Annotated in this window: 16 protein-coding genes; 7 read left to right on the forward strand and 9 right to left on the reverse strand. The window is 76.8% G+C overall.

What is annotated here, in order from left to right:
- Positions 1 to 116 precede the first annotated feature (116 nt).
- Entirely contained in the window at positions 117 to 509 is a 393-nt protein-coding gene (locus EV374_RS16360) for an Rv2175c family DNA-binding protein (RefSeq protein ID WP_132236231.1), read from the forward strand.
- A gap of 158 nt (positions 510 to 667) precedes the next feature.
- Here the strand turns inward: EV374_RS16360 and EV374_RS16365 are convergent, their stop codons facing one another.
- Positions 668 to 1,750 carry a polyprenyl synthetase family protein gene (locus EV374_RS16365; protein WP_132236233.1) on the reverse strand — a complete coding sequence of 361 codons (1,083 nt, stop codon included), beginning with the start codon at positions 1,748 to 1,750 and terminating at the stop codon, positions 668 to 670.
- Between the two features lie 9 nt (positions 1,751 to 1,759).
- Positions 1,760 to 3,118 (reverse strand): NsdA family TPR-like regulatory protein, encoded by a 1,359-nt coding sequence (locus tag EV374_RS16370; RefSeq protein ID WP_486485794.1) that lies wholly within the window; start codon positions 3,116 to 3,118, stop codon positions 1,760 to 1,762.
- A gap of 253 nt (positions 3,119 to 3,371) precedes the next feature.
- Between EV374_RS16370 and metF the strand changes: the two genes are divergently transcribed.
- Together metF and EV374_RS16380 are read left to right on the forward strand one after the other, a co-directional pair.
- Positions 3,372 to 4,289, forward strand: a complete 918-nt coding sequence (gene metF, locus EV374_RS16375; RefSeq protein ID WP_132236235.1) for a methylenetetrahydrofolate reductase [NAD(P)H] — start codon at positions 3,372 to 3,374, stop codon at positions 4,287 to 4,289.
- 43 nt (positions 4,290 to 4,332) lie between these two features.
- A complete protein-coding gene (locus EV374_RS16380; protein ID WP_132236237.1) occupies positions 4,333 to 5,022 on the forward strand; it encodes a CDP-alcohol phosphatidyltransferase family protein in 690 nt (229 codons plus the stop codon).
- Positions 5,023 to 5,133: 111 nt separating this feature from the next.
- Here the strand turns inward: EV374_RS16380 and EV374_RS16385 are convergent, their stop codons facing one another.
- From EV374_RS16385 to EV374_RS16415, 7 genes are read right to left on the reverse strand one after another with little or no spacing between them, the layout of a single operon-like run.
- A complete protein-coding gene (locus tag EV374_RS16385) occupies positions 5,134 to 6,621 on the reverse strand; it encodes a phytoene desaturase family protein (RefSeq protein ID WP_132236239.1) in 1,488 nt (495 codons plus the stop codon).
- Positions 6,622 to 6,632: 11 nt separating this feature from the next.
- On the reverse strand, positions 6,633 to 7,760 hold the full coding sequence (locus EV374_RS16390) for a glycosyltransferase family A protein (RefSeq protein ID WP_132236241.1): 1,128 nt from the start codon (positions 7,758 to 7,760) through the stop codon (positions 6,633 to 6,635).
- Entirely contained in the window at positions 7,757 to 8,641 is an 885-nt protein-coding gene (locus tag EV374_RS16395; protein WP_132236243.1) for a carotenoid biosynthesis protein, read from the reverse strand. The genes EV374_RS16390 and EV374_RS16395 overlap by 4 nt, the downstream gene beginning before the upstream one ends.
- Positions 8,638 to 9,213 carry a GNAT family N-acetyltransferase gene (locus EV374_RS16400; protein ID WP_132236245.1) on the reverse strand — a complete coding sequence of 192 codons (576 nt, stop codon included), beginning with the start codon at positions 9,211 to 9,213 and terminating at the stop codon, positions 8,638 to 8,640. The genes EV374_RS16395 and EV374_RS16400 overlap by 4 nt, the downstream gene beginning before the upstream one ends.
- Positions 9,210 to 9,956: a monooxygenase gene (locus EV374_RS16405; RefSeq protein ID WP_132236247.1), complete on the reverse strand. Its 747-nt coding sequence runs from the start codon at positions 9,954 to 9,956 to the stop codon at positions 9,210 to 9,212. The genes EV374_RS16400 and EV374_RS16405 overlap by 4 nt, the downstream gene beginning before the upstream one ends.
- Positions 9,953 to 10,441: a YbaK/EbsC family protein gene (locus tag EV374_RS16410; protein WP_132236249.1), complete on the reverse strand. Its 489-nt coding sequence runs from the start codon at positions 10,439 to 10,441 to the stop codon at positions 9,953 to 9,955. The genes EV374_RS16405 and EV374_RS16410 overlap by 4 nt, the downstream gene beginning before the upstream one ends.
- A gap of 34 nt (positions 10,442 to 10,475) precedes the next feature.
- Positions 10,476 to 11,561: an EamA family transporter gene (locus EV374_RS16415; protein WP_207914235.1), complete on the reverse strand. Its 1,086-nt coding sequence runs from the start codon at positions 11,559 to 11,561 to the stop codon at positions 10,476 to 10,478.
- Positions 11,562 to 12,042: 481 nt separating this feature from the next.
- Here EV374_RS16415 and EV374_RS16420 point away from each other — a divergent pair, with 481 nt between their 5' ends.
- From EV374_RS16420 to EV374_RS16440, 4 genes are all read left to right on the forward strand, one after another.
- Complete coding sequence (locus EV374_RS16420) at positions 12,043 to 12,492, forward strand: SAV_6107 family HEPN domain-containing protein (RefSeq protein ID WP_132236251.1); 450 nt, start codon at positions 12,043 to 12,045, stop codon at positions 12,490 to 12,492.
- An 87-nt stretch (positions 12,493 to 12,579) separates the two neighbouring features.
- Positions 12,580 to 13,380: a hypothetical protein gene (locus EV374_RS16425; protein ID WP_132236253.1), complete on the forward strand. Its 801-nt coding sequence runs from the start codon at positions 12,580 to 12,582 to the stop codon at positions 13,378 to 13,380.
- On the forward strand, positions 13,377 to 14,939 hold the full coding sequence (locus EV374_RS16430; RefSeq protein ID WP_132236255.1) for a Y-family DNA polymerase: 1,563 nt from the start codon (positions 13,377 to 13,379) through the stop codon (positions 14,937 to 14,939). Before EV374_RS16425 ends, EV374_RS16430 begins: the two co-directional genes overlap by 4 nt.
- A gap of 306 nt (positions 14,940 to 15,245) precedes the next feature.
- Positions 15,246 to 18,776 (forward strand): error-prone DNA polymerase, encoded by a 3,531-nt coding sequence (locus EV374_RS16440; RefSeq protein WP_486485795.1) that lies wholly within the window; start codon positions 15,246 to 15,248, stop codon positions 18,774 to 18,776.
- Positions 18,777 to 18,794 lie beyond the last annotated feature (18 nt).

Genomic DNA, 18,794 nt, shown 5'->3' on the forward strand with positions numbered 1-18,794 from the left:
CAGATGGGGTGCGACCAGGACTGCCCCGCCGCGCTCGCTTCCCCCGTCGGCCCTGCTCAGCCGGCTCGTGGGGGTGCCGTTGACCCCGACCGGGCGGGACATGGCAGGGTGGTCCGGTGACCGACTCAGTACCCGCCGACCGGGCCGTGCCCGGCCCCGAATCCGCCGGCCCCGCCGACGCCGCCGACTGGCTGACCCTGCCGGACGTGGCCGAGCGCCTCGACGTGTCGATCAGCAAGGTCCACCAGATGATCCGGGACCGGGAGCTGATCGCGGTACGCCGCGACGGCGTCCGCCGGATACCGGCCGACCTGGTGGCCAACCAGACGGTGCTGAAGCACCTGCCCGGCGTGCTCAACCTGCTGGCCGACGGGGGCTACGACGACGAGGGCGCGCTGCGCTGGCTCTACGAGCCGGACGAGACCCTGCCGGGCGGCACCCCCGCGAAGGCGCTCGCCGGCGACCAGGCCCGCGAGGTGAAGCGCCGGGCCCAGGCCCTGGGCTTCTGACCCCGCTCCCGCGCGGGTGGGCGCCGGCCTCCCGACTCCCTCCGCCCCGCTCCCGCGCGGGTGGGCGCGGCCTCCCGGCTCCGTCGCTCCTGCCGACGCCGGTCCGGGCCGACCGGGGCAGCGGTCAGCCGGGCGGCGCGGGTGGGCCGGGCGGCGGGTCAGTCGGCGCGGCGGGTGGCGGCGATGGCCAGGTCGACCAGGGCCTGCCGGGCCTCGGTGTCCAGGTCGACGGCGGCCAGCGCCGCCAGCGCGGTGTCGGTCAGCACACCGATCCGCTGTTCCGTACGCGCCAGCGCCCCGCTGCCGTCGATCAGCTCGCGCAGCCGGGTGACCCCGGCCTCGTCCAGCCCGGGGTCGCCGAGCCCGCCGAGCAGCAGTTCCCGGCCCGCCTCGTCGGTCGTCTCCAGGGCCGCCGCCACCAGGTAGGTCCGCTTGCCCTCACGTAGGTCGTCGCCGGCCGGCTTGCCGGTCTGGGCGGGATCGCCGAAGACCCCCAGCACGTCGTCGCGGAGCTGGAACGCCTCGCCCAGCGGCAGCCCGTACGCGGAGTATGCCGCCCGGACCTCCGCCGGCGCGTCGGCCAGCGCGGCGCCGAGCAGCAGCGGCCGTTCGACCGTGTACTTCGCCGACTTGTAGCGGGCGACCTTGCCGGCCCGCTCCACCGAGGTGTCCCCGGTGACCTGGGTCAGCACGTCGAGGTACTGGCCGACGGTGACCTCGGTGCGCATGGCGTCGAAGACCGGCCGGGCCCGGGCCACCGTGCGCGGGTCCAGCCCGGCGGAGTGCAGCAGGGCGTCGGACCACACCAGGGACAGGTCGCCCAGCAGGATCGCCGCCGAGTCACCGAAGCCGTCAGCGTCGCCGCCCCAACCGGACGCCCGGTGCCGGGCCGCGAACCGCCGGTGCACCGCCGGCTCGCCGCGCCGGGTGTCGGAGCGGTCCATCAGGTCGTCGTGGATGAGCGCGCTGGCCTGCACGAACTCCAACGCCGCCAGGGCGGTGACCACCTGGTCGGTGTCCACCCCGCCGGCTCCCCGGAACCCCCAGTAGGCGAACGCCGGGCGCAGTCGCTTGCCGCCGCCGAGGACGAACGCCTCGATCGCCTCGGCGAGCGGAGCAAGGGCGTCGTCGACCCCGGCCATCCAGGCGCGCTGGCTCGCCAGGAACTCGGTCAGGGCCTTGTCGATCCGTTGGCGCAGCCCGGCGCGGTCGACGGGGGAAACAGGAGCAGCGTGGGTCACGCCACGACGCTAGCCGGTCGGGGTGGACCCCGTCGCGGCACCGGGGGGCCGACGCGCCGCACGCCACGTGGGAGCCCGCCGGCCGACCGGCCCAGGTGGCGGCCCCGGTCGGGGCAGGTACGGAGCCGCCGCGGCGGCGAGCGCCCGGTGGCGCCGGACGGCCGGCTCGTCGCCGTGCCCGGCCAGCCGCCGGCGTACCTCGGCCAGTTGGCCCAGTGCGCGGGGCGACCCGGCGCGGACCGCGTCGAGCAGCGCCTCGCCGGCCACCGCGCAGGCCCGCTCCACCTCGCCGAGTTGCAGGTAGCCCCGGGCCAGCCAGCCGCCGTAGATCGCGGAGGTGCGGGGGCCGCGCCGCCGGACGGCGTGCAGGGGCGCCTCGGCCGGGATCGGCCGGCCCAGAGCGACCAGCGCGCGGCCGGTCATCGCCGCCAACTCCGGCCCGTCGAGCCAGTAGAGCCACGGCGGCTCCCGGCCCGGCTCCGGCGCGTCGGTCATCCGGCGGGCCGCGTCGAGCGCCTGCCGGGCCGCCCCCGCCCGGCCACCGAGCGCCGCGGCCAGGGCCACCCGGTGCAGCAGCAGGGCACGCAGGCCGGGGCTGGCCGACCGCCGTGCCCCGGCGTACGCGGTGCGGGCCAGCACCAGCGCGCCCTCCGGGTCGCCGACGCCGGCGAGCAGGTGGCTGGCCGAACCGAGCACGTGCCCGGCGAGCGCCGGGTCGCCGGCCGTCGCGGCGGCGCGCAGTGCCAGCCGGTACGCGTCCAGGGCGCCGGCGGTGTCCCCCGCGTCCGCGGCGAGCCAGCCGGCGAGCTGGGCGGACTCGGCCAGCTCGGGCAGCAGCCGGGGGCGTGCGGAGGGGACGCACCCGGACAGCGCCCGCACCGCCCGTCCCAGCCGGTACGCCCCGAGCCCGGCCAGGTCGGCCCCGCCGACGAGGTCGTCGAGCCGGCGCAGCTCCGCCAGCCGTACCGGCCCCGCGCCGTCGCCCCGGGCGGCGGGCCGGACGGGCGTGCCGGGCAGCAGCACGGCGCGCGGGTCGGCGAGCCAGCGCTGGGCCAGGGCAAGCAGCGCCGCCCGGGGACGGGACCCGCCGAAGGCCGGCGGCGGACCGAGGCTGCGGGTGCGGGCGGCGGCGGTGGCCAGCACGTCGGCCGGCACCGCGAGGACCACGGCGAGCCAGCCCAGCCAGAACTCGCCGGGAAGGCGCAGTTGCCGCTCCCACCGGGAGACCTCGTGCCGGCTGAGGGTCGGCACGCCGGACGCCGCGCAGAGCTCGGCCGCGACCCGTAGCTGGCTCCAGCCCCGGGCCAGCCGGAGCTGGGCGAGCAGCGGCCCGAGCAGTTGCGGGCCGGGCGGCGGGGGCGGCGTCATCGGTCCTCCGGGACGGTGTCGGCGTGGCGGTGGCGCGTACCCCGGAACAGGACCGTGCGCCACCGGTGGATGCTGACCCCCGCGCGTGCCCCCGGCGGGTCGGCCTTCCGGCCGGGCCCACCCCCGCGCAACCCCATGACTACTCCGGGGGTACGACGCTTTCCGGCCCCGGCCGGGCCGGCGGCCGTGCGGTCCGTGTCCACCAGTGTGGGAAGGTCTCGGCCCGGAGGGCCCGGCCCGCTAGAGTCGGGGCGTGGCGCTCGGTCTTCCATCGGTCCTCCCCAATCCGCAGCCGGCGATCGGGGAGCTCATCCGTGACCGCCAGCCGACCTTCTCCTTCGAGTTCTTCCCGCCCAAGACCCCGCAGGGCGAGCGGCTGCTGTGGCAGGCGATCCGCGAGCTGGAGTCGCTGCGCCCGTCGTTCGTCTCGATCACCTACGGCGCGGGCGGGTCGACCCGTGACACCACCGTCGCGGTCACCGAGCGGATCGCCACCGAGACCACCCTGCTGCCGATGGCCCACCTGACCGCGGTCAACCACTCCGTGGCCGAGCTGCGCCACGTCATCGGCCGGCTCGCCGGGGTCGGGGTGCGCAACGTGCTCGCCGTGCGGGGCGACCCGCCGGGCGACCCGGGCGGCGAATGGGTGCGCCACCCCGAGGGGGTGCTCTACGCCGAGGACCTGGTCCGCCTGGTGCGCGACGCTGGCGACTTCAGCGTCGGGGTGGCGGCCTTCCCCTACAAGCACCCGCGTTCAGCCGACGTCGACAGCGACACCGAGCACTTCGTGCGCAAGTGCCGGGCCGGCGCCGACTTCGCGATCACCCAGATGTTCTTCGACGCCGACGACTACCTGCGGCTGCGCGACCGGGTCGCCGCCACCGGCTGCGACACCCCGATCCTGGCCGGCGTGATGCCGGTGACCCAGATCGGCACCATCGAGCGCTCCACGCAGCTCTCGGGGGCGCCCTTCCCGCCGGCCCTGGCCGAGCGGTTCGCGAAGGTCGCCGACGACCCGGAGGCGGTGCGCAGGCTCGGCGTCGAGCAGGCCAGCGAGATGTGCCGGCGGCTGCTCGACGAGGGCGTGCCGGGGATCCACTTCATCACCCTCAACCGTTCCACCGCCACCCGTGAGGTGTGGCAGAACCTCCAGGTCGACGCGCGGGTGTGACCCCGGTGCCGCGACACCTGAGCGGCGGTGCGACGGTTGTTCCGTGGTGGGCACACAGCTGAACTGGGACGAGTACGCCACGGCCTGGGCACGGCTGCACGGGGGCTTCGACCCCCGGGCGGCGGCCCCCGTCGTCCGCGCCTGGCTGCGGTTCGCCTACCACGTCGGGTTCGTGCTGGGCCGGCTGCGGGTCGGCCCGACCCCGGTCACCGTGGTCGGCGTGCTGCTCTGCGCCTGCGTGCCGCTGTTCGCCGTACGGCCGCAGAACGGTCCCTTCCTCGCGGCGCTGTTCGTGCTGCTCGCCGCGGTGGCGGACAGCGTCGACGGCGCGGTGGCGGTGGCCACGAACCGGACCACCCGGCTCGGCTACGTCTACGACTCGCTGGCCGACCGGCTCGGCGAGGTCGCCTGGCTGGCCGCGTTCTGGCTGATCGGCGCGCCGGGGGCGCTCGTGGTGACCGCCGGCGCGCTCTCCTGGCTGCACGAGTACGTCCGCGCCCGGGCGGTCTCCGCCGGCATGCGGGAACTCGGCGCGGTGACCGTGGGGGAGCGCCCCACCCGGGTCTCGGTGGCCCTGGTCGGGCTGCTGCTGGCCGGGCTGACCGGGCTGATCGAGCCGGACCTGGCGGCCGGCACGATCACCATGGCGACCGCCGTCTGGGTGCTGTTGGCCGGGTTCGGCCTCGGCCAGCTGCTCTCCGCCGTCCGCCGGGCCCTGATCGACGCCGGCTGACCGCGCGCCGGCCCGTCCGGACGGCCTCTGACCGGGGTGCCGTGTTTGTTAGGAAGGGGCCCTCCTCTACCTCAGGCGTTAACAAGGTGCCCTTCCTTACACCCGAAGGAGCTACCAGGCGGGGCCGATGTCGTCGGCGACGATCTGGGCGGAGAGGGTCACCATCGGCAGGCCACCGCCCGGGTGGCTGGAACCGCCGACCAGCCACAGCCCGGCCGCCGGCCCCCGGTTGGCCGGGCGCAGCAGGCCGCCGGCGGTGCCGTAGATCGATCCGCCGGGCGCGCCGGTCGCGTCGTCCAGGTCGGCCGGGGTGCGGACCTCCCGGAACACCAGCCGGTCCCGCACGTCGACGCCGCGCTCGGCCAGCACGTCGAGGACCCGGTCGGCGTACGCCTCGGCGAGGCCGGGCCGGCGCCAGTCGACGGCACCGGTGGCGGTGCCGTGCCGGGGTGCGTTGACCAGCACGAACCACGCCTCGTGGCCGGCCGGCCGGACCACCGGGTCGTCGGCCACGGTGACGAAGACGGTGGGATCCGTCGCCGGTCGGGCCCGCACGCCGCGCCCCGGGTGGCCGAAGACCGCGTCGAACTCGGCGTCGTAGTCGCCGGGGAAGAACACGTTGTGGTGGGCCAGCCCGGAGTCCCCCGTCAGGCCGAGCAGCAGCACGAAACCGGCCAGGCTGCGGTCGGTCAGTCCGGCCAGCCGGCGCGGGTCGGGCAGCAGGTCCCGGTAGAGGGTGAGCGCGTCGACGTTGGCCACCACCACGTCGGCGGGGACGGGGGCGGTGACGCCGCGCAGGCGTACGCCGTGCACCCGCCCGCCCGCGGCGTCGATCCGGGTGACCGTGGCGCCGGTCCGCACGACCACGCCGAGGTCCAGGCAGCGGGTCAGCAGCGCGTCGGCGAGTGTGCCCAGCCCGCCGCGCAGGTACCAGCCGCCGAAGGTCAGCTCGGCGTAGGGCACGGCGACCAGCGCGGCCGGCGCCCGGCGCGGGTCGGCGCCGGTGTAGGTGGCGTACCGGTCCAGCAGCATCCGCAGCCGGGGGTCGGACAGGTGCCGCCGGCCCAGCCCGCGCAGCGTCCGGCCCGGCCCGATGGCGGCCAGGTCGCCCAGCCGCCAGGCCAGCGCGGCCAGGTCCAGCGGGGAGTCGATCGGGCGGCGCAGGATGTCCCGGTGCGAGGCCTGCCACACCCGCGCGGCCCGGCGCCACAGCCGCTGCCAGTCCGCGGCGGCCCGGTCGCCGAAGGCCGCGTCGATCCGGGCGGCGAACTCGGCCGGGTCCGCGCACGAGTCGAGGGCCGGGCCGCCGCCGGGAAAGACGTGCCGCACGATCGGGTCCACCGGCGTCAGGTCCAGGTACTCGTCGAGCTTCGCGCCGGTCGCCTCGAACAGGTCGTGGAAGACGTCGGGCAGGGTGAGCAGGCTCGGCCCGGTGTCGAAGTGGAACGCGCCCGCCGGCGTGTCGCGTACGTACCGGCCGAGCTTGCCACCGACGGTGTCCGCGCGTTCGAGCACGGTGACCTGGTGCCCGGTGGCGGCCAGCCGGGCGGCGGTGGCCAGCCCTCCGACCCCGGCGCCGACGACCACGATCCGCGCCATGCCGCGCCTCCCTAGGTGACGGGGCGGCCGCGCCAGGACAGGCGACGCCGCTTCCGCAGATGGTACGACCGCAGGGTCAGCCAACCGAGGACCACGACCGACACGGGGTGTGCCAGCGCGTCGGGCCACCACCGGCCCCCGGTCGCCCGGGCGCTGACCGCCCGCCCGGTGACCCCGAGCAGGTAGGCGGCGAGCGCCGCGGCGGCCACCGTCGGCGCGCCGGCGGCCAGGGCGACGACCGCCAGCAGCGGGGGAGCGGTGTAGAGCAGGAGCAGCAGGGCCACCACGGCGGCCGCCGCCCCCGGGTTGCCGAAGGTCGCCCAGAGCGACTTCGAGTAGCCGTCGCGCAGCTGCGGCCAGTCCTCGTACATCCGGCAGGCGGCCAGCCGCGAGCCGTCGGCGAGGGCGATCCGGCCGCCGGCCCGCTTGACCGCGCGGGCCAGCTCGACGTCCTCCAGGATCTGCCCGGCCACCACGGCGTGCCCGCCGGCGGCCTCGTAGCCGGCCCGGTCCACCACCAGGAACTGCCCGCCGGCGGCGGCCAGCGACGGCCGCCGCGAGCGCTCCATCGCCCGCAGCGGCAGGAAGGTGAGCCACAGCCACTGCAACAGCGGCTGGACCAGCCGGTCGGCCACCGTCGCCACCAGGATCCGGGGGTACGGCGACAGCAGCGTCACCCGTGCGGCGCGCAGCTCGGTGACGGCCGCCGCGACCGCGTCCGGGGCGAGCACCACGTCGGCGTCGACGAAGACCAGCGCGGTCGCCACGGGGTCGGCCCGGGTGGCCAGCTGCCAGCAGGCGTGCGGCTTGCCCAGCCAGCCCGGCGGCGGGGCGACCCCGTCGAGCAGGGTGACCCGGGGGTCGTCGCCCGCCACCGCGCGGACCACGTCCGCGGTGCCGTCGGTCGACCCGTCGTCGAGCACCACCACGCGCAGCCCCGGCACGCCCCGCTGGGCGAGCAGCGCGCGCAGGCACGGGGTGACCCGCGCGGCCTCGTCGCGCAGCGGCAGCAGCACCGCCACCGGCTCGGTGACCGGCGCCGGCCGGTCGGCCGGGCGGCGCAGCCAGCGGCCGGCGTTGACCAGGGTGTGCGCGGTCAGCGCGGCCACGCCGAGCAGCAGCGCGAGGACGGCGGTCATGCCGTCGCGTCGACGCCGGGGCGCTGCGGCTGGCGGGGCCGGTGCCGGTCGTCGCGGCGGGAGCGGACCAGCGTGACCGCCAGCGGCACGGCGGCCACCGACATGCCGACCGCGCCCCAGAGCGCCGAGGCGGGCAGGTCGAGGAAGACCGCGTGGGCCAGCACACTGGAGAAGTACGTCCACAGCCAGAGCGCGAACATCGGGCCGTCCCGCCCGTCGGTGGTGGCCACGGCGGGCCCGGCCAGCGGGCGCAGCGCGCTCATCATCAGCACGGCGAAGAGCAGCCAGCCCAGGTAGTTGCTCACCGGGATGCCGGGCAGGCCGGGCAGCGCGGGGGTGGCGTCCCGCCAGACCCAGTAGCCCTCGGCCACCATCTGCGGGTCGAGGAAGAGGTCCCAGGCGGCCAGCCCGACGGCGGCCAGCGCGATCCGCCGGACGGGGAACCGCCCGCCTCGACGCCCCGGCCCGCCCCCGGCGCTCGGCCCGTCCCCGGCGCTCGGCCTGGCACCGGCGTCGCCGCCGGTCAGCCGGGTGGCGGCCAGCCAGGCCGGCCAGGCCATCCAGGTCCAGGCCAGCGGGATGATCAGCGGCACCCCGGCCAGCTTCGGCCCCAGCTCGCCGGAGTAGTCGTAGCTGCCGAACGGGAAGCCGGTGGCCACGCCGAGCGCCTCGATGGCGAACCCGCCGACCGTGGCCACCGCGACCAGCGCCACCGCCGTACGCGGGCCCCGGCTGAGCAGCGCGTGGCCCACCGAGAGCAGGTAGCCGAGCACGACGGTGGCGACGGTCAGCCGGGCCCGGGTCTCCCCGGTGGTCAGCGGGTAGCAGATCTGCGCCAGCACCAGCACGGCCAGCAGCGCCCAGGACAGCCGTCGGGTCATGGCACGGGCCGGCCGGGCGGGGTGGGTGTCGGGGGCTCCAGCGGCAGGTCCCGGCCGAGCACGCCGAACGGGCGCTCGTCGCCGGGGAAGTGGAAGTCACGCAGGACATCGGCGAAGCCGAACCGGCGGTACAGCCGCCAGGCCCGGGACCGCTGTTCGTCGGCCTCGGGGGTGGAGAGCAGCGTGGTCGTCCCCTCCGCCAGGCTGAGCAGGGCCCGCAGCTGTCGCGCGCCCAGGCCGTGCCCCTGCGCGGGCGGGCGGACGTGCAGCTCCACCACCTCGAAGCAGTGGGTCAGCCAGCGCTGCCGGGTCGGGGCGTCCAGTGCCCGCCAGACCTGGTCGTGCCACCACTGCCCGGAGCCGCCCAGGTAGCCGTAGCCGAAGCCGGCCAGGTGGCCCTCGCTGGTCAGGCTGGCGACGGCGCGGAAGCCGGGTCGGCGTACGTGGGTGGCGATGTAGCCGCGTCGGGACTCCAGCAGCTCCGGGCGGTACCCCATCGCCTCGCCGTAGACGGCCACCACGTCGTCCAGCCGTCGGACGAGATCGTCCGGCGTCCACCGCACCAACCTCATGCCCGTACACCCTCCGCCGCTCCCGGGTCGCCGTCCGCGACCCATCCCAGCACCGCCCGGTCACCCACCACGTCGCGCACCTCGAACCGCGCGAAGAGTTCCTCCGCGTACCACCCCTCGGTGGGGGTCCGCATGATCGCCGCCCGGTGCTCCGGGTGACGGTACGCGAACGCCACGAGGTCCGCCGGGTCGCGCCACACGCTCACCGTGCCCTGCCAGCCCAGCGGGGCCTCGCCGACGCCGAAGCGGGCCAGCAGGCCGGGCGCGGCGTGCAGCGCGGCGGCCACCGGTGGGATCGCCCGCCAGAAGGTGGCCGCCCGACGGGGCCGCAGCCGGGCCCGGGTCAGCGCCAGCACGGGGCCGCTGACCCGGCCGCCGGGCGGCTCCCCGAACGGCCGGCGCCCCGACCACTCGCCCCGGCTGCTCAGCGGGCGCAGGTCGACCCGGACGGACGCGCGGGCGATCCGCGCCCAGGCGCGTCCCACCGGCGAGCCGTCGAAGCCGGCCGCGGCGGCGGTGGAGTCCCACACGGTCAGCGCCGCCCACCGGGTGAGGTCGGCGTCGCCCGGCCCGAAGCCGGTGCCGGTCCCGGTGCCGAGCAGCTTGCCGAACCGCACGCCGGGCACGGCCCGCAGCCGGCGGGGGTCGAGCGCCATCCGGGTCAACGCCCGGGGCAGCGCGGCGCGGGAGGTGCGCCACACGTGCAGCGTGACCAGCTCCGGGACGGTGGCCCGCTCGCTCACGCCACCCCGGTCGGGACGCCGCCGGTGACCCGCAGCAGCTCCGGGTAGGTGGTGGGGAAGACCGCCTGCGGCACGCCGCCGGCCGCCCAGATCTCGTCGTACGACTTCAGGGCGGTGTCCACCAGGGTGCGCAGCGGGCGCGGGTGGCCGACCGGGGCGACCCCGCCGATCACCTGCCTGGTGTGCGCGCGGACGAACTCCGGGGTGGCCCGGCGCAGCCGGCCGACCCCGATGGACGCGGCCAGGCCGGCGGTGTCCACCCGGTGCGCGCCGGAGGTGAGCACCAGCAGCGGCGCGCCGTCCGCCTCGAAGACGAGCGAGTTGGCGATCTGCCCGACCGCGACGCCGAGCGACTCGGCGGCGGCAGCGGCGGTGTGGACCGCGTCGGGCAGCAGGCGGACGAGGCTCGGCGCGCCGGACCCGTCCAGGGCGCCCGCGGCGTCGAGCACGTCCTGCACCGCCCGCACGTTCGGGTGTGGCTGCATGTCGACCATTCTTCCCGGTACGCCGGTCGGCGGCTCAGCCGGCCGTGCCGGGCCCCGGCCGGGCGGGGCGGAGCACCGTCCGGCCGGCTCCGGGTGGGACGGTGGCGGCGTCCGGGGCGGGCGGCCCGGTGCCCTGGGCGGACGATGCGGCGTCCGGGGCGGGCGGTCCTGTGTCCGGGGCGGGCGGCGCGGTGGTCCGGGCCGGGGCGACCCGGGCCGTCTCGGCCAGCGCGACGCCCACCAGCACCAGGAGCCCGCCGGTGAGCTGGGCGGTGTTGAGCGCCTCACCGGGGCCGATCACGACCCAGGCGACCGCCGAGGCGAGCACCGGCTCGGCCATGCCGATGATCCCGACGCTGGTCGCGGGGAGGTGCCGCATCGCCCCGGCCACCAGCAGGTACGGCGCGATCGAGCCGAGCACCACCGTGTACGCGCAGAGCAGCGCCACGGGCACGCCCCCCTCGGTGTCGGCGGCCAGCGGTTCCCAGCCGCCGGTGCCCACGGTGACCGCGCGGGTGAGCAGGCCCGCCACGGCGGAGGCGCCGAACGCCCAGGTGCACAGCGACAACGTGTCCCGGCGTGCCGTTCCGTGTGCGCCGAGCACGTAGTAGGCGGCAAGGAAGACCGCGGCCCCGAGACCGGCGAGCACGCCGAGGCCGTCCAGCTTCAGCTCGCCCCACACCTCGGCCACGCAGCCGAGGCCGACCAGGCTCAACGCCAGCCCGGCCCAGAGCCGCGGGCGTACCCGGTTGCGCTGACCGAACCGGGCCCAGAGGGCGACCAGCAGCGGGGCGGTGTACTCGAACAGCAGCCCGATCCCGACCGGCAGCCGGGAGATGGCGACGAAGTAGAGCATCGGTACGGCGAAGAACCCGGCCAGCCCGTACCCGATCAGCAGCGGCAGCTGGCCGGGGGTGGCCCGGAGCCGGCGGGCCCCCGGACGCAGCAGCACGCTCAGCACCAGCAGCCCGGTGACGGCGCCGACGGCGCGCAGCAGGGTGAGCTGCGGGGCGTCCAGGCCGGCGCGGAGCACCAGCTTGGAGACGGTGCCGTTGACGGCGAAGAGTCCGGCCGAGGCGAGCACCATGGCGACCCCGAGGACGGGGCGGGGGGTGGTCACGGGCGGAGGCTACCGCCGCGACCCTCTCCGCCGCCGACCGCGGTGGCGTACGCCCGGAGCCGGCACCTGCGTACGTCGTCCGAGGTCCGCGCGCCACACGTTGCATTTTCGTCGGAGGGAGGGTGTACTGTCAGCAGCAGTTAGAACGAGTGTTCGATTGCCTCGAACGCCCGTTCCAACCATCCGGGGCGGTGTTTCGCGGCGCGGCTCCGGGCGGTGCGGCTCCGCGGGCCGCACCTGGGTCTCGGGCAGTCGCGAGTCCGGGCCCGTCAGGCAGGAGCGTCGCCCGCCGCCCACGACCCCCGGGCGGCGGGCGACGAACCCGCCGGTAACGCCGGCCGGGTGTGGTGTGGGGAAGCGTCCACACCCGGCCGGCCACCCCACCGGTGCGTCTTCCTCCGCACCACTCGACCCGGCGTCCCGCCGGCGGCCCAGGGCCGTCTCCGGGGCGGCGCCTCGGCCACGTGGAGGAGACAGTCCCATGCCGACCAACCCGGCTCAGGCACCGACGGTGCCGGCGCACGTGCTGCCGCACCGCACCCCCGCCCAGCTTCTCGCGGTGGCCCGGCGCGGGCTGGCCGAGGCCGCCCAGACCCGCCCCGACGGCCTCCGCTACGCCGCCGCCCACCTGGCCGCGCTCCGCGCGGCCGCGGCCGTGCTCGCCGCCCGGGCGCGTCCCGCCCCCACCCGGCGCCACCGGGTGACCAGCGTCTGGATCCTGCTCTCCGGTGTCGCTCCCGAGCTCGACGAGTGGGCCCGGTTCTTCGCCCTCGGCGCCGGCAAGCGGGCCGCCGCCGAGGCCGGCATCCCACGGGTCGTGACCGCCCGGGAGGCCGACGACCTGCTGCGCTCCGCCGAGCAGTTCGTCACGGTCGTGGAGGCCGCGCTCGGCGTGGCCCACCAACCGGCACTCGACGGCCTCGCGGCCTGACCCGGGCACCCGGCCAGCCGACGGCGACCGGGGCCCCGGCGGGGCACGCGCACGTCTGATCCGACAGCACGACGGGGGGTAGGTCCGATGGCGGGCCGGATGGTGGTCGGTTCCGCCGCACTGGCCGGTCTGGTGCGCCCGGCGAGCGCGCCGGACCCGGCGACCGGTCACCGGCTGTTGCCGGTGGCCCCCGAGCTGACCGGGCTGCTGCCCAACCGGGGGCTGCGACGGGGCAGCACGATCGCGGTCGCCACCGGCCAGCCCCGGCGCAGCGGTGGCACCTCGCTGGTCCTGGCGTTGCTCGCCGAGGCGTCCCGGGCCGGCTCGTGGTGCGCCGTGGTCGGGGTCCCGACGTTCGGGGCGGGCGCCGCCGCCGAGTTGGGCATCGCCCTGGACCGGCTCGCCCTGGTGCCCCACCCGGGCCCGGAGTGGGCCACCGTCATCGCCGCGCTGATCGACGGGGTGGACGTCGTGGTCGCCGCCGTGCCGACGACGGTCTCCGCCTCGGTCGCCAACCGGCTGGCCGCCCGGGCCCGGCAGCGCGGCAGCGTCCTCGTCCCGTACGGGCGGTGGGACGGCGCGGACGTGACCCTCCAGGTGGTCCGGGGCGCCTGGGAGGGGCTCGGGCAGGGGCGGGGCCGGCTGCGTCGCCGCGAGGTCACCGTCTCCGCGCGGGGCCGTGGGGCCGCCGCCCGCCCCAAGGAGATCAAGGTCTGGCTGCCCGGGGACGGGCTCACCCGGGTCATTCCCCGCTCCGCTCCCGCCACCGCCGTCTCCGTCACCGGCCGGTCGACCGCCGGCCGGCTCCACCAGGTCGGCCCGGCCGTCGCTCCCGCGCCCACCGTCCCGTCCCGTCGCGCCGCGCTCACCCTGGTCGGTCCGCCGTGACCGCCGCGCCCGTGCGGACCCTGCTGCTCTGGTGCCCGGACTGGCCGGTGCTCGCCGCGGAGATCGTCGACGGGGTGCCGGCCACCGACCCGGTCGCCGTGCTGCACGCCAACCGGGTGGTCGCCTGCTCCGCGCGGGCCCGCGCCGAAGGGGTGCGCCGAGGGCTGCGCAAACGGGAGGCCCAGGGCCGATGCCCCCAGCTCACCGCCGTCGAGTACGACCCCGGCCGGGACGCACGGGCGTTCGAACCGGTGGTCGCCGCCGTCGAGGAACTGGTCGCCGGCGTCGAGGTGGTACGCCCCGGCGCGTGCGCGGTGGCGGCCCGGGGGCCGAGCCGCTACCTCGGGGGCGAGGAGGCGGCCGCCGAGCGGATCGTCGAGCACGTCGCCCAGGCCTGCGCGGTGGAGAGCCAGGTCGGCATCGCCGACGGGGTCTTCGCCGCCGGGCTGGCCGCCCGCGACGGACGGGTCGTTCCGCCCGGCGGGACACCGGGGTTTCTCGCCGACCTGCCGGTGGAGGCGCTCGGCCGCCCGGCCCTGGCCGACCTGCTGCGCCGGCTCGGCGTACGCACCCTGGGCGACTTCGCTGCGCTGCCCGCCGGCGACGTGCTGGCCCGGTTCGGCTTCGACGGTGCGCTGGCCCACCGGCTGGCGGCCGGGCGGGACCACCGTCCGCTCGCGGTCCGGCAACCCCCGGTCGACCTCGCGGTCACCGCCGACCACGACGAGCCGCTCGACCGGGTCGACGCGGCGGCCTTCGCCGCCCGGGCACTGGCCGAACGGCTGCACGACCGGCTCGCCGCGCACGGGCTGGCCTGCACCCGTCTCGGCATCGAGGCGGTCACCGCGCACGGCCAGGAACTGCACCGGGTCTGGCGGCACGACGGGCTGCTCACCGCTGCGGCCATCGCCGACCGGGTGCGCTGGCAGCTCGACGGCTGGCTGTCCGGCAGCACCGGCCGGGCCGGCACCCGCCCGACCCGCCCGACGGCGGGCATCATCCGGCTGCGGCTGGTCCCGGACGGGGTGGTCGCGCAGGCCGGCCTGCAACCCGGCCTGTGGGGGGAGACCGGCGAGGAGCGGGAGCGGGCGCACCGGGCGTTGAGCCGGGTGCAGGGCATCCTCGGCCCCGAGGCGGTCGTCACCGCGGTGCTCGGTGGCGGGCGCTCGCCGGCCGACCAGGTGCGCCTGGTGCCGTGGGGCGACGAACGCCTTCCGGCCCGGCCCGTCCCGCCGCCGTGGCCGGGCCGCCTGCCGCCACCAGCGCCGGCCGTGGTGCTGCCCGACCCGCTCGCCGCGGTCGTGCACGACGCCGCCGGTGAACCGGTCGAGGTCAGCGCGCGGCTCCAGGTCAGCGCCGAGCCGGCCCGGCTGACCGTGGGCGCCGCCCGGCCGGTCGAGATCGTCGGCTGGGCCGGCCCCTGGCCGGTCGACGAGCGCTGGTGGGCGCCGTCCGAGGCCCGCCGCCGGGCCCGGTTCCAGGTCTGCCTGGCCGACGGTACGGCCCTGCTGCTCGCCGTCGAGGCCGGGCGGTGGCTGGTGGAGGCAATCTATGACTGAGCGCCCGCCCGAGGTCCTCGGCCGGCCCTCGCCCCGCCCCCGCCGCCCCGCCCGGCCCGACGCCCTGCCAACGGGTCGGCTCGGCCGGGATGGAGCCTTGCCTGCGGCCCGGTCTGCGCGAGGCGGAGCCCTGCCGGCGGGTCGGCTCGGCCGGCGTGAGGCTTCGCCAGCTGCCCCGCCGACGCTGTCGAGTTGCCCCGTTGAGGGGACCGCCGGACGCAGGCTCTCGGATCTTGGTGAGTTTCGGCCCCTCCAGGGGCTCAAACTCACCAAGATCTCTCCGGCTGCCCGCCCGGAGGGGCTCTGATGAGCTTCCACAACCCGAAGCTGCCCTGGTCAGAGTTGGAGCGTGTGCTCTCCGGTCGGGAATCCGGCACCGGCCGATCGGGCGCGGGCCGGCCGGGTGCGGGCGGGATGGGCACGGGCCGGCCGGAGGCGGGCCGGACGGGTGTGGGGCGGCCGGGTGTGGGCCGAGCGGGTGCGGGGCGGTCGGGGGCGTCGGGCGAGGACCGGCCGGGTGCGGGTCGGTCGGGGGAGGGCAGCCGGGCGCGCGACGAGCGGCACCTGCACGTGGTCGACCCGTTGGCCGTGGACGCCGACGGCGGCGACTCTCCCGCCTGGAGCCGCCGGCGGGAGCAGTACCGGCCGCCCGAGGTGGCCCGTCCCGACGACGCGGTGCCGTACGCCGAGTTGCACGCGCACACCAACTTCAGCTTCCTCGACGGTGCCAGCCACCCGGAGGAACTGGCCGAGGAGGCGGCCCGGCTGGGTCTCACCGCGCTCGCCGTCACCGACCACGACGGCTTCTACGGGGTGGTGCGCTTCGCCGAGGCGGCCCGCGCGCTGCACCTGCCGACGATCTTCGGCGCCGAACTCTCCCTGGAGCTGCCCGGCCCGCAGAACGGCGAGCCCGATCCGCTCGGGCGGCACCTGCTGCTGCTCGCCCACGGCCACGAGGGGTACGCCCGGCTCGCCTCGACCATCGCCCGCGCCCAGCTGCGCGGCGGGGAGAAGGGCCGCCCGGTCTACGGCGAGCTGGAGGAGATCGCCGAGCAGTTGCGCGACCACGTGCTGGTGCTCACCGGCTGCCGCAAGGGGCACGTACCGTCGGCGCTGCTCACCGAGGGGGTGGATACGGCGGCCCGCGAGCTGGACCGGCTGACCGCCCTGTTCGGCGCGGAGACGGTGGCGGTGGAGCTGACCGACCACGGGCACCCGGTGGACGCCGACCGCAACGACGCGCTCGCCGAGCTGGCGGCGGCGGCCGGCCTGCCCACGGTGGCCACCAACAACGTGCACTACGCCACCCCGGGCCGGCGGAGACTGGCCACCACCGTCGCGGCCGTCCGGGCCCGGCGCAGCCTGGACGAGATCGACGGCTGGCTGCCCGCGGCCGGCACCGCCCACCTGCGCGGCGGCGCCGAGATGGCGGCCCGGTTCGCCGCGTACCCGGGGGCGGTGGCGCGGGCCGCCGAGTTCGGGGCCGAGCTGGCCTTCGACCTCCAGCTCGTCGCGCCACGGCTGCCGGCGTACCCGGTGCCGCCCGGGCACACCGAGATGAGCTGGCTGCGCCACCTGACCCACGCCGGCGCCCGCGAGCGCTACGGCCCGCCCGAGGCGCACCCGAGGGCGTACGCGCAGCTCGACCACGAGCTGAACATGATCGAGGAGCTGGGCTTCCCCGGCTACTTCCTGGTGGTCTACGACATCGTCACGTTCTGCCGTGAGCAGGACATCTACTGCCAGGGGCGGGGCTCGGCGGCCAACTCGGCGGTCTGCTACGCGCTGCGGATCACCAACGTGGACGCCGTCCGGCACCGGCTGCTCTTCGAGCGCTTCCTCGCCCCGGAGCGCGACGGCCCGCCCGACATCGACGTCGACATCGAGTCCGACCGCCGGGAGGAGGTGATCCAGCACGTCTACGCACGCTACGGCCGGGAGCACACCGCGCAGGTCGCCAACGTCATCTCCTACCGGCCCCGCTCGGCGGTGCGGGACGTGGCCAAGGCGTTCGGGTTCTCGCCCGGCCAGCAGGACGCCTGGAGCAAGCAGATCGACCGCTGGGGCTCCGTGGCCCCGGTCGACGTGGCGGACATCCCCGAGCAGGTGGTCGCGTACGCCAACGAGTTGCAGACGTTTCCCCGGCACCTGGGCATCCACTCCGGCGGCATGGTGATCTGCGACCGGCCGGTGATCGAGGTGTGCCCGGTGGAGTGGGGGCGGATGCCGGGCCGCAGCGTGCTCCAGTGGGACAAGGACGACTGCGCCGCCGTCGGCCTGGTCAAGTTCGACCTGCTCGGGCTCGGCATGCTCTCCGCGCTGCACTACGGCTACGACATGATCGGGATGAGCCTGGACCTCGGGGACATGACGCTGGACGATCCCGAGGTCTACGACATGCTCTGCCGGGCCGACTCGGTCGGGGTGTTCCAGGTGGAGAGCCGCGCCCAGATGGCCACCCTGCCCCGGCTGAAGCCCCGCGAGTTCTACGACCTGGTGGTCGAGGTGGCGCTGATCCGGCCCGGCCCGATCCAGGGCGGCTCGGTGCACCCGTACATCCGGCGCAAGAACGGCCAGGAGCCGGTGACCTACCCGCACCCGCTGATGCGCAACGCGCTGGAGAAGACCCTCGGCGTGCCGCTGTTCCAGGAGCAGCTCATGCAGCTCGCCATCGACCTGGCGGGCTTCGACGCCGCCGGGGCCGACCAGCTGCGCCGGGCGATGGGCGCGAAGCGTTCCGCGGAGCGGATGGCCCGCATCGCCGACCGGCTCTACGCGGGCATGGCCGAGCGGGGCATCACCGGCGAGCTGGCCGACGACGTCTTCCGCAAGCTCTCCGCGTTCGCCAGCTACGGCTTCCCGGAGAGCCACGCGATGAGCTTCGCCTACCTGGTCTACGCCAGCTCCTGGCTCAAGCGCTACCACCCGGGGCCGTTCCTGGCCGCGCTGCTCAACGCCCAGCCGATGGGCTTCTACTCGCCGCAGACGCTTGTCGACGACGCCCGCCGGCACGGGGTGGAGGTGCGCCGGCCGGACATCAACGCCAGCGGCGCGCTGGCGGTGCTGGAGTCCACCCCGCAGACCCGGTGGGGCAGCGCGTCGGGGGAGCCGCCGCACGCCTGGGGGCTGAACGGGCCCGCCGTCCGGCTCGGGCTCTCCGGCGTGCGTACCCTCGGCGACGGGGTGGCCGAGCGGATCGAGGCGGAGCGGGCGGCGCGCGGACCGTACCGCGACATGCCAGACCTGGCTCGGCGCGTGGGTCTCACCGCCGCGCAGCTGGAGGCGCTGGCCACCGCGGACGCCTTCGCCTGTTTCGGGCTGTCCCGGCGGCAGGCCCTCTGGGCCGCCGGCGCGGCGGCCCAGGACCGGCCGGGCCGGCTGCCGGGCACGGTGACCGGCGCGACCGCGCCCACCCTGCCCGGGATGGAGGCGGTGGAGCGGCTGGTCGCCGACGTCTGGGCGACCGGATTGTCGCCGGAGAGCCACCCGGCGAGCTTCATCCGCCCCCGGCTCGACGCGCTCGGCGCGGTGCCGATCGCCCGGCTCGGCGGGGTGGAGCCGGGGAGACGTATCCGGGTCGGCGGGATCGTCACCCACCGGCAGCGGCCCGCGACCGCCGGCGGGGTCACCTTCCTCAACCTGGAGGACGAGACGGGGATGCTCAACGTCACCTGCTCCCCGGGCCTGTGGCAGCGCTACCGGCGGGTGGCCCGCACGAGCGCCGCGCTGGTGGTGCGGGGGCGGCTGCAACGGCACGAGGGAGTGATCAACCTCACCGCCGACCGGCTGGACGCCATCGAGCCCCCGGTCAGTCCGCCCTCGCGCGACTTCCGCTGACGGCAGTGATCCACATTA

Source organism: Micromonospora sp. CNZ303 (assembly GCF_004345505.1).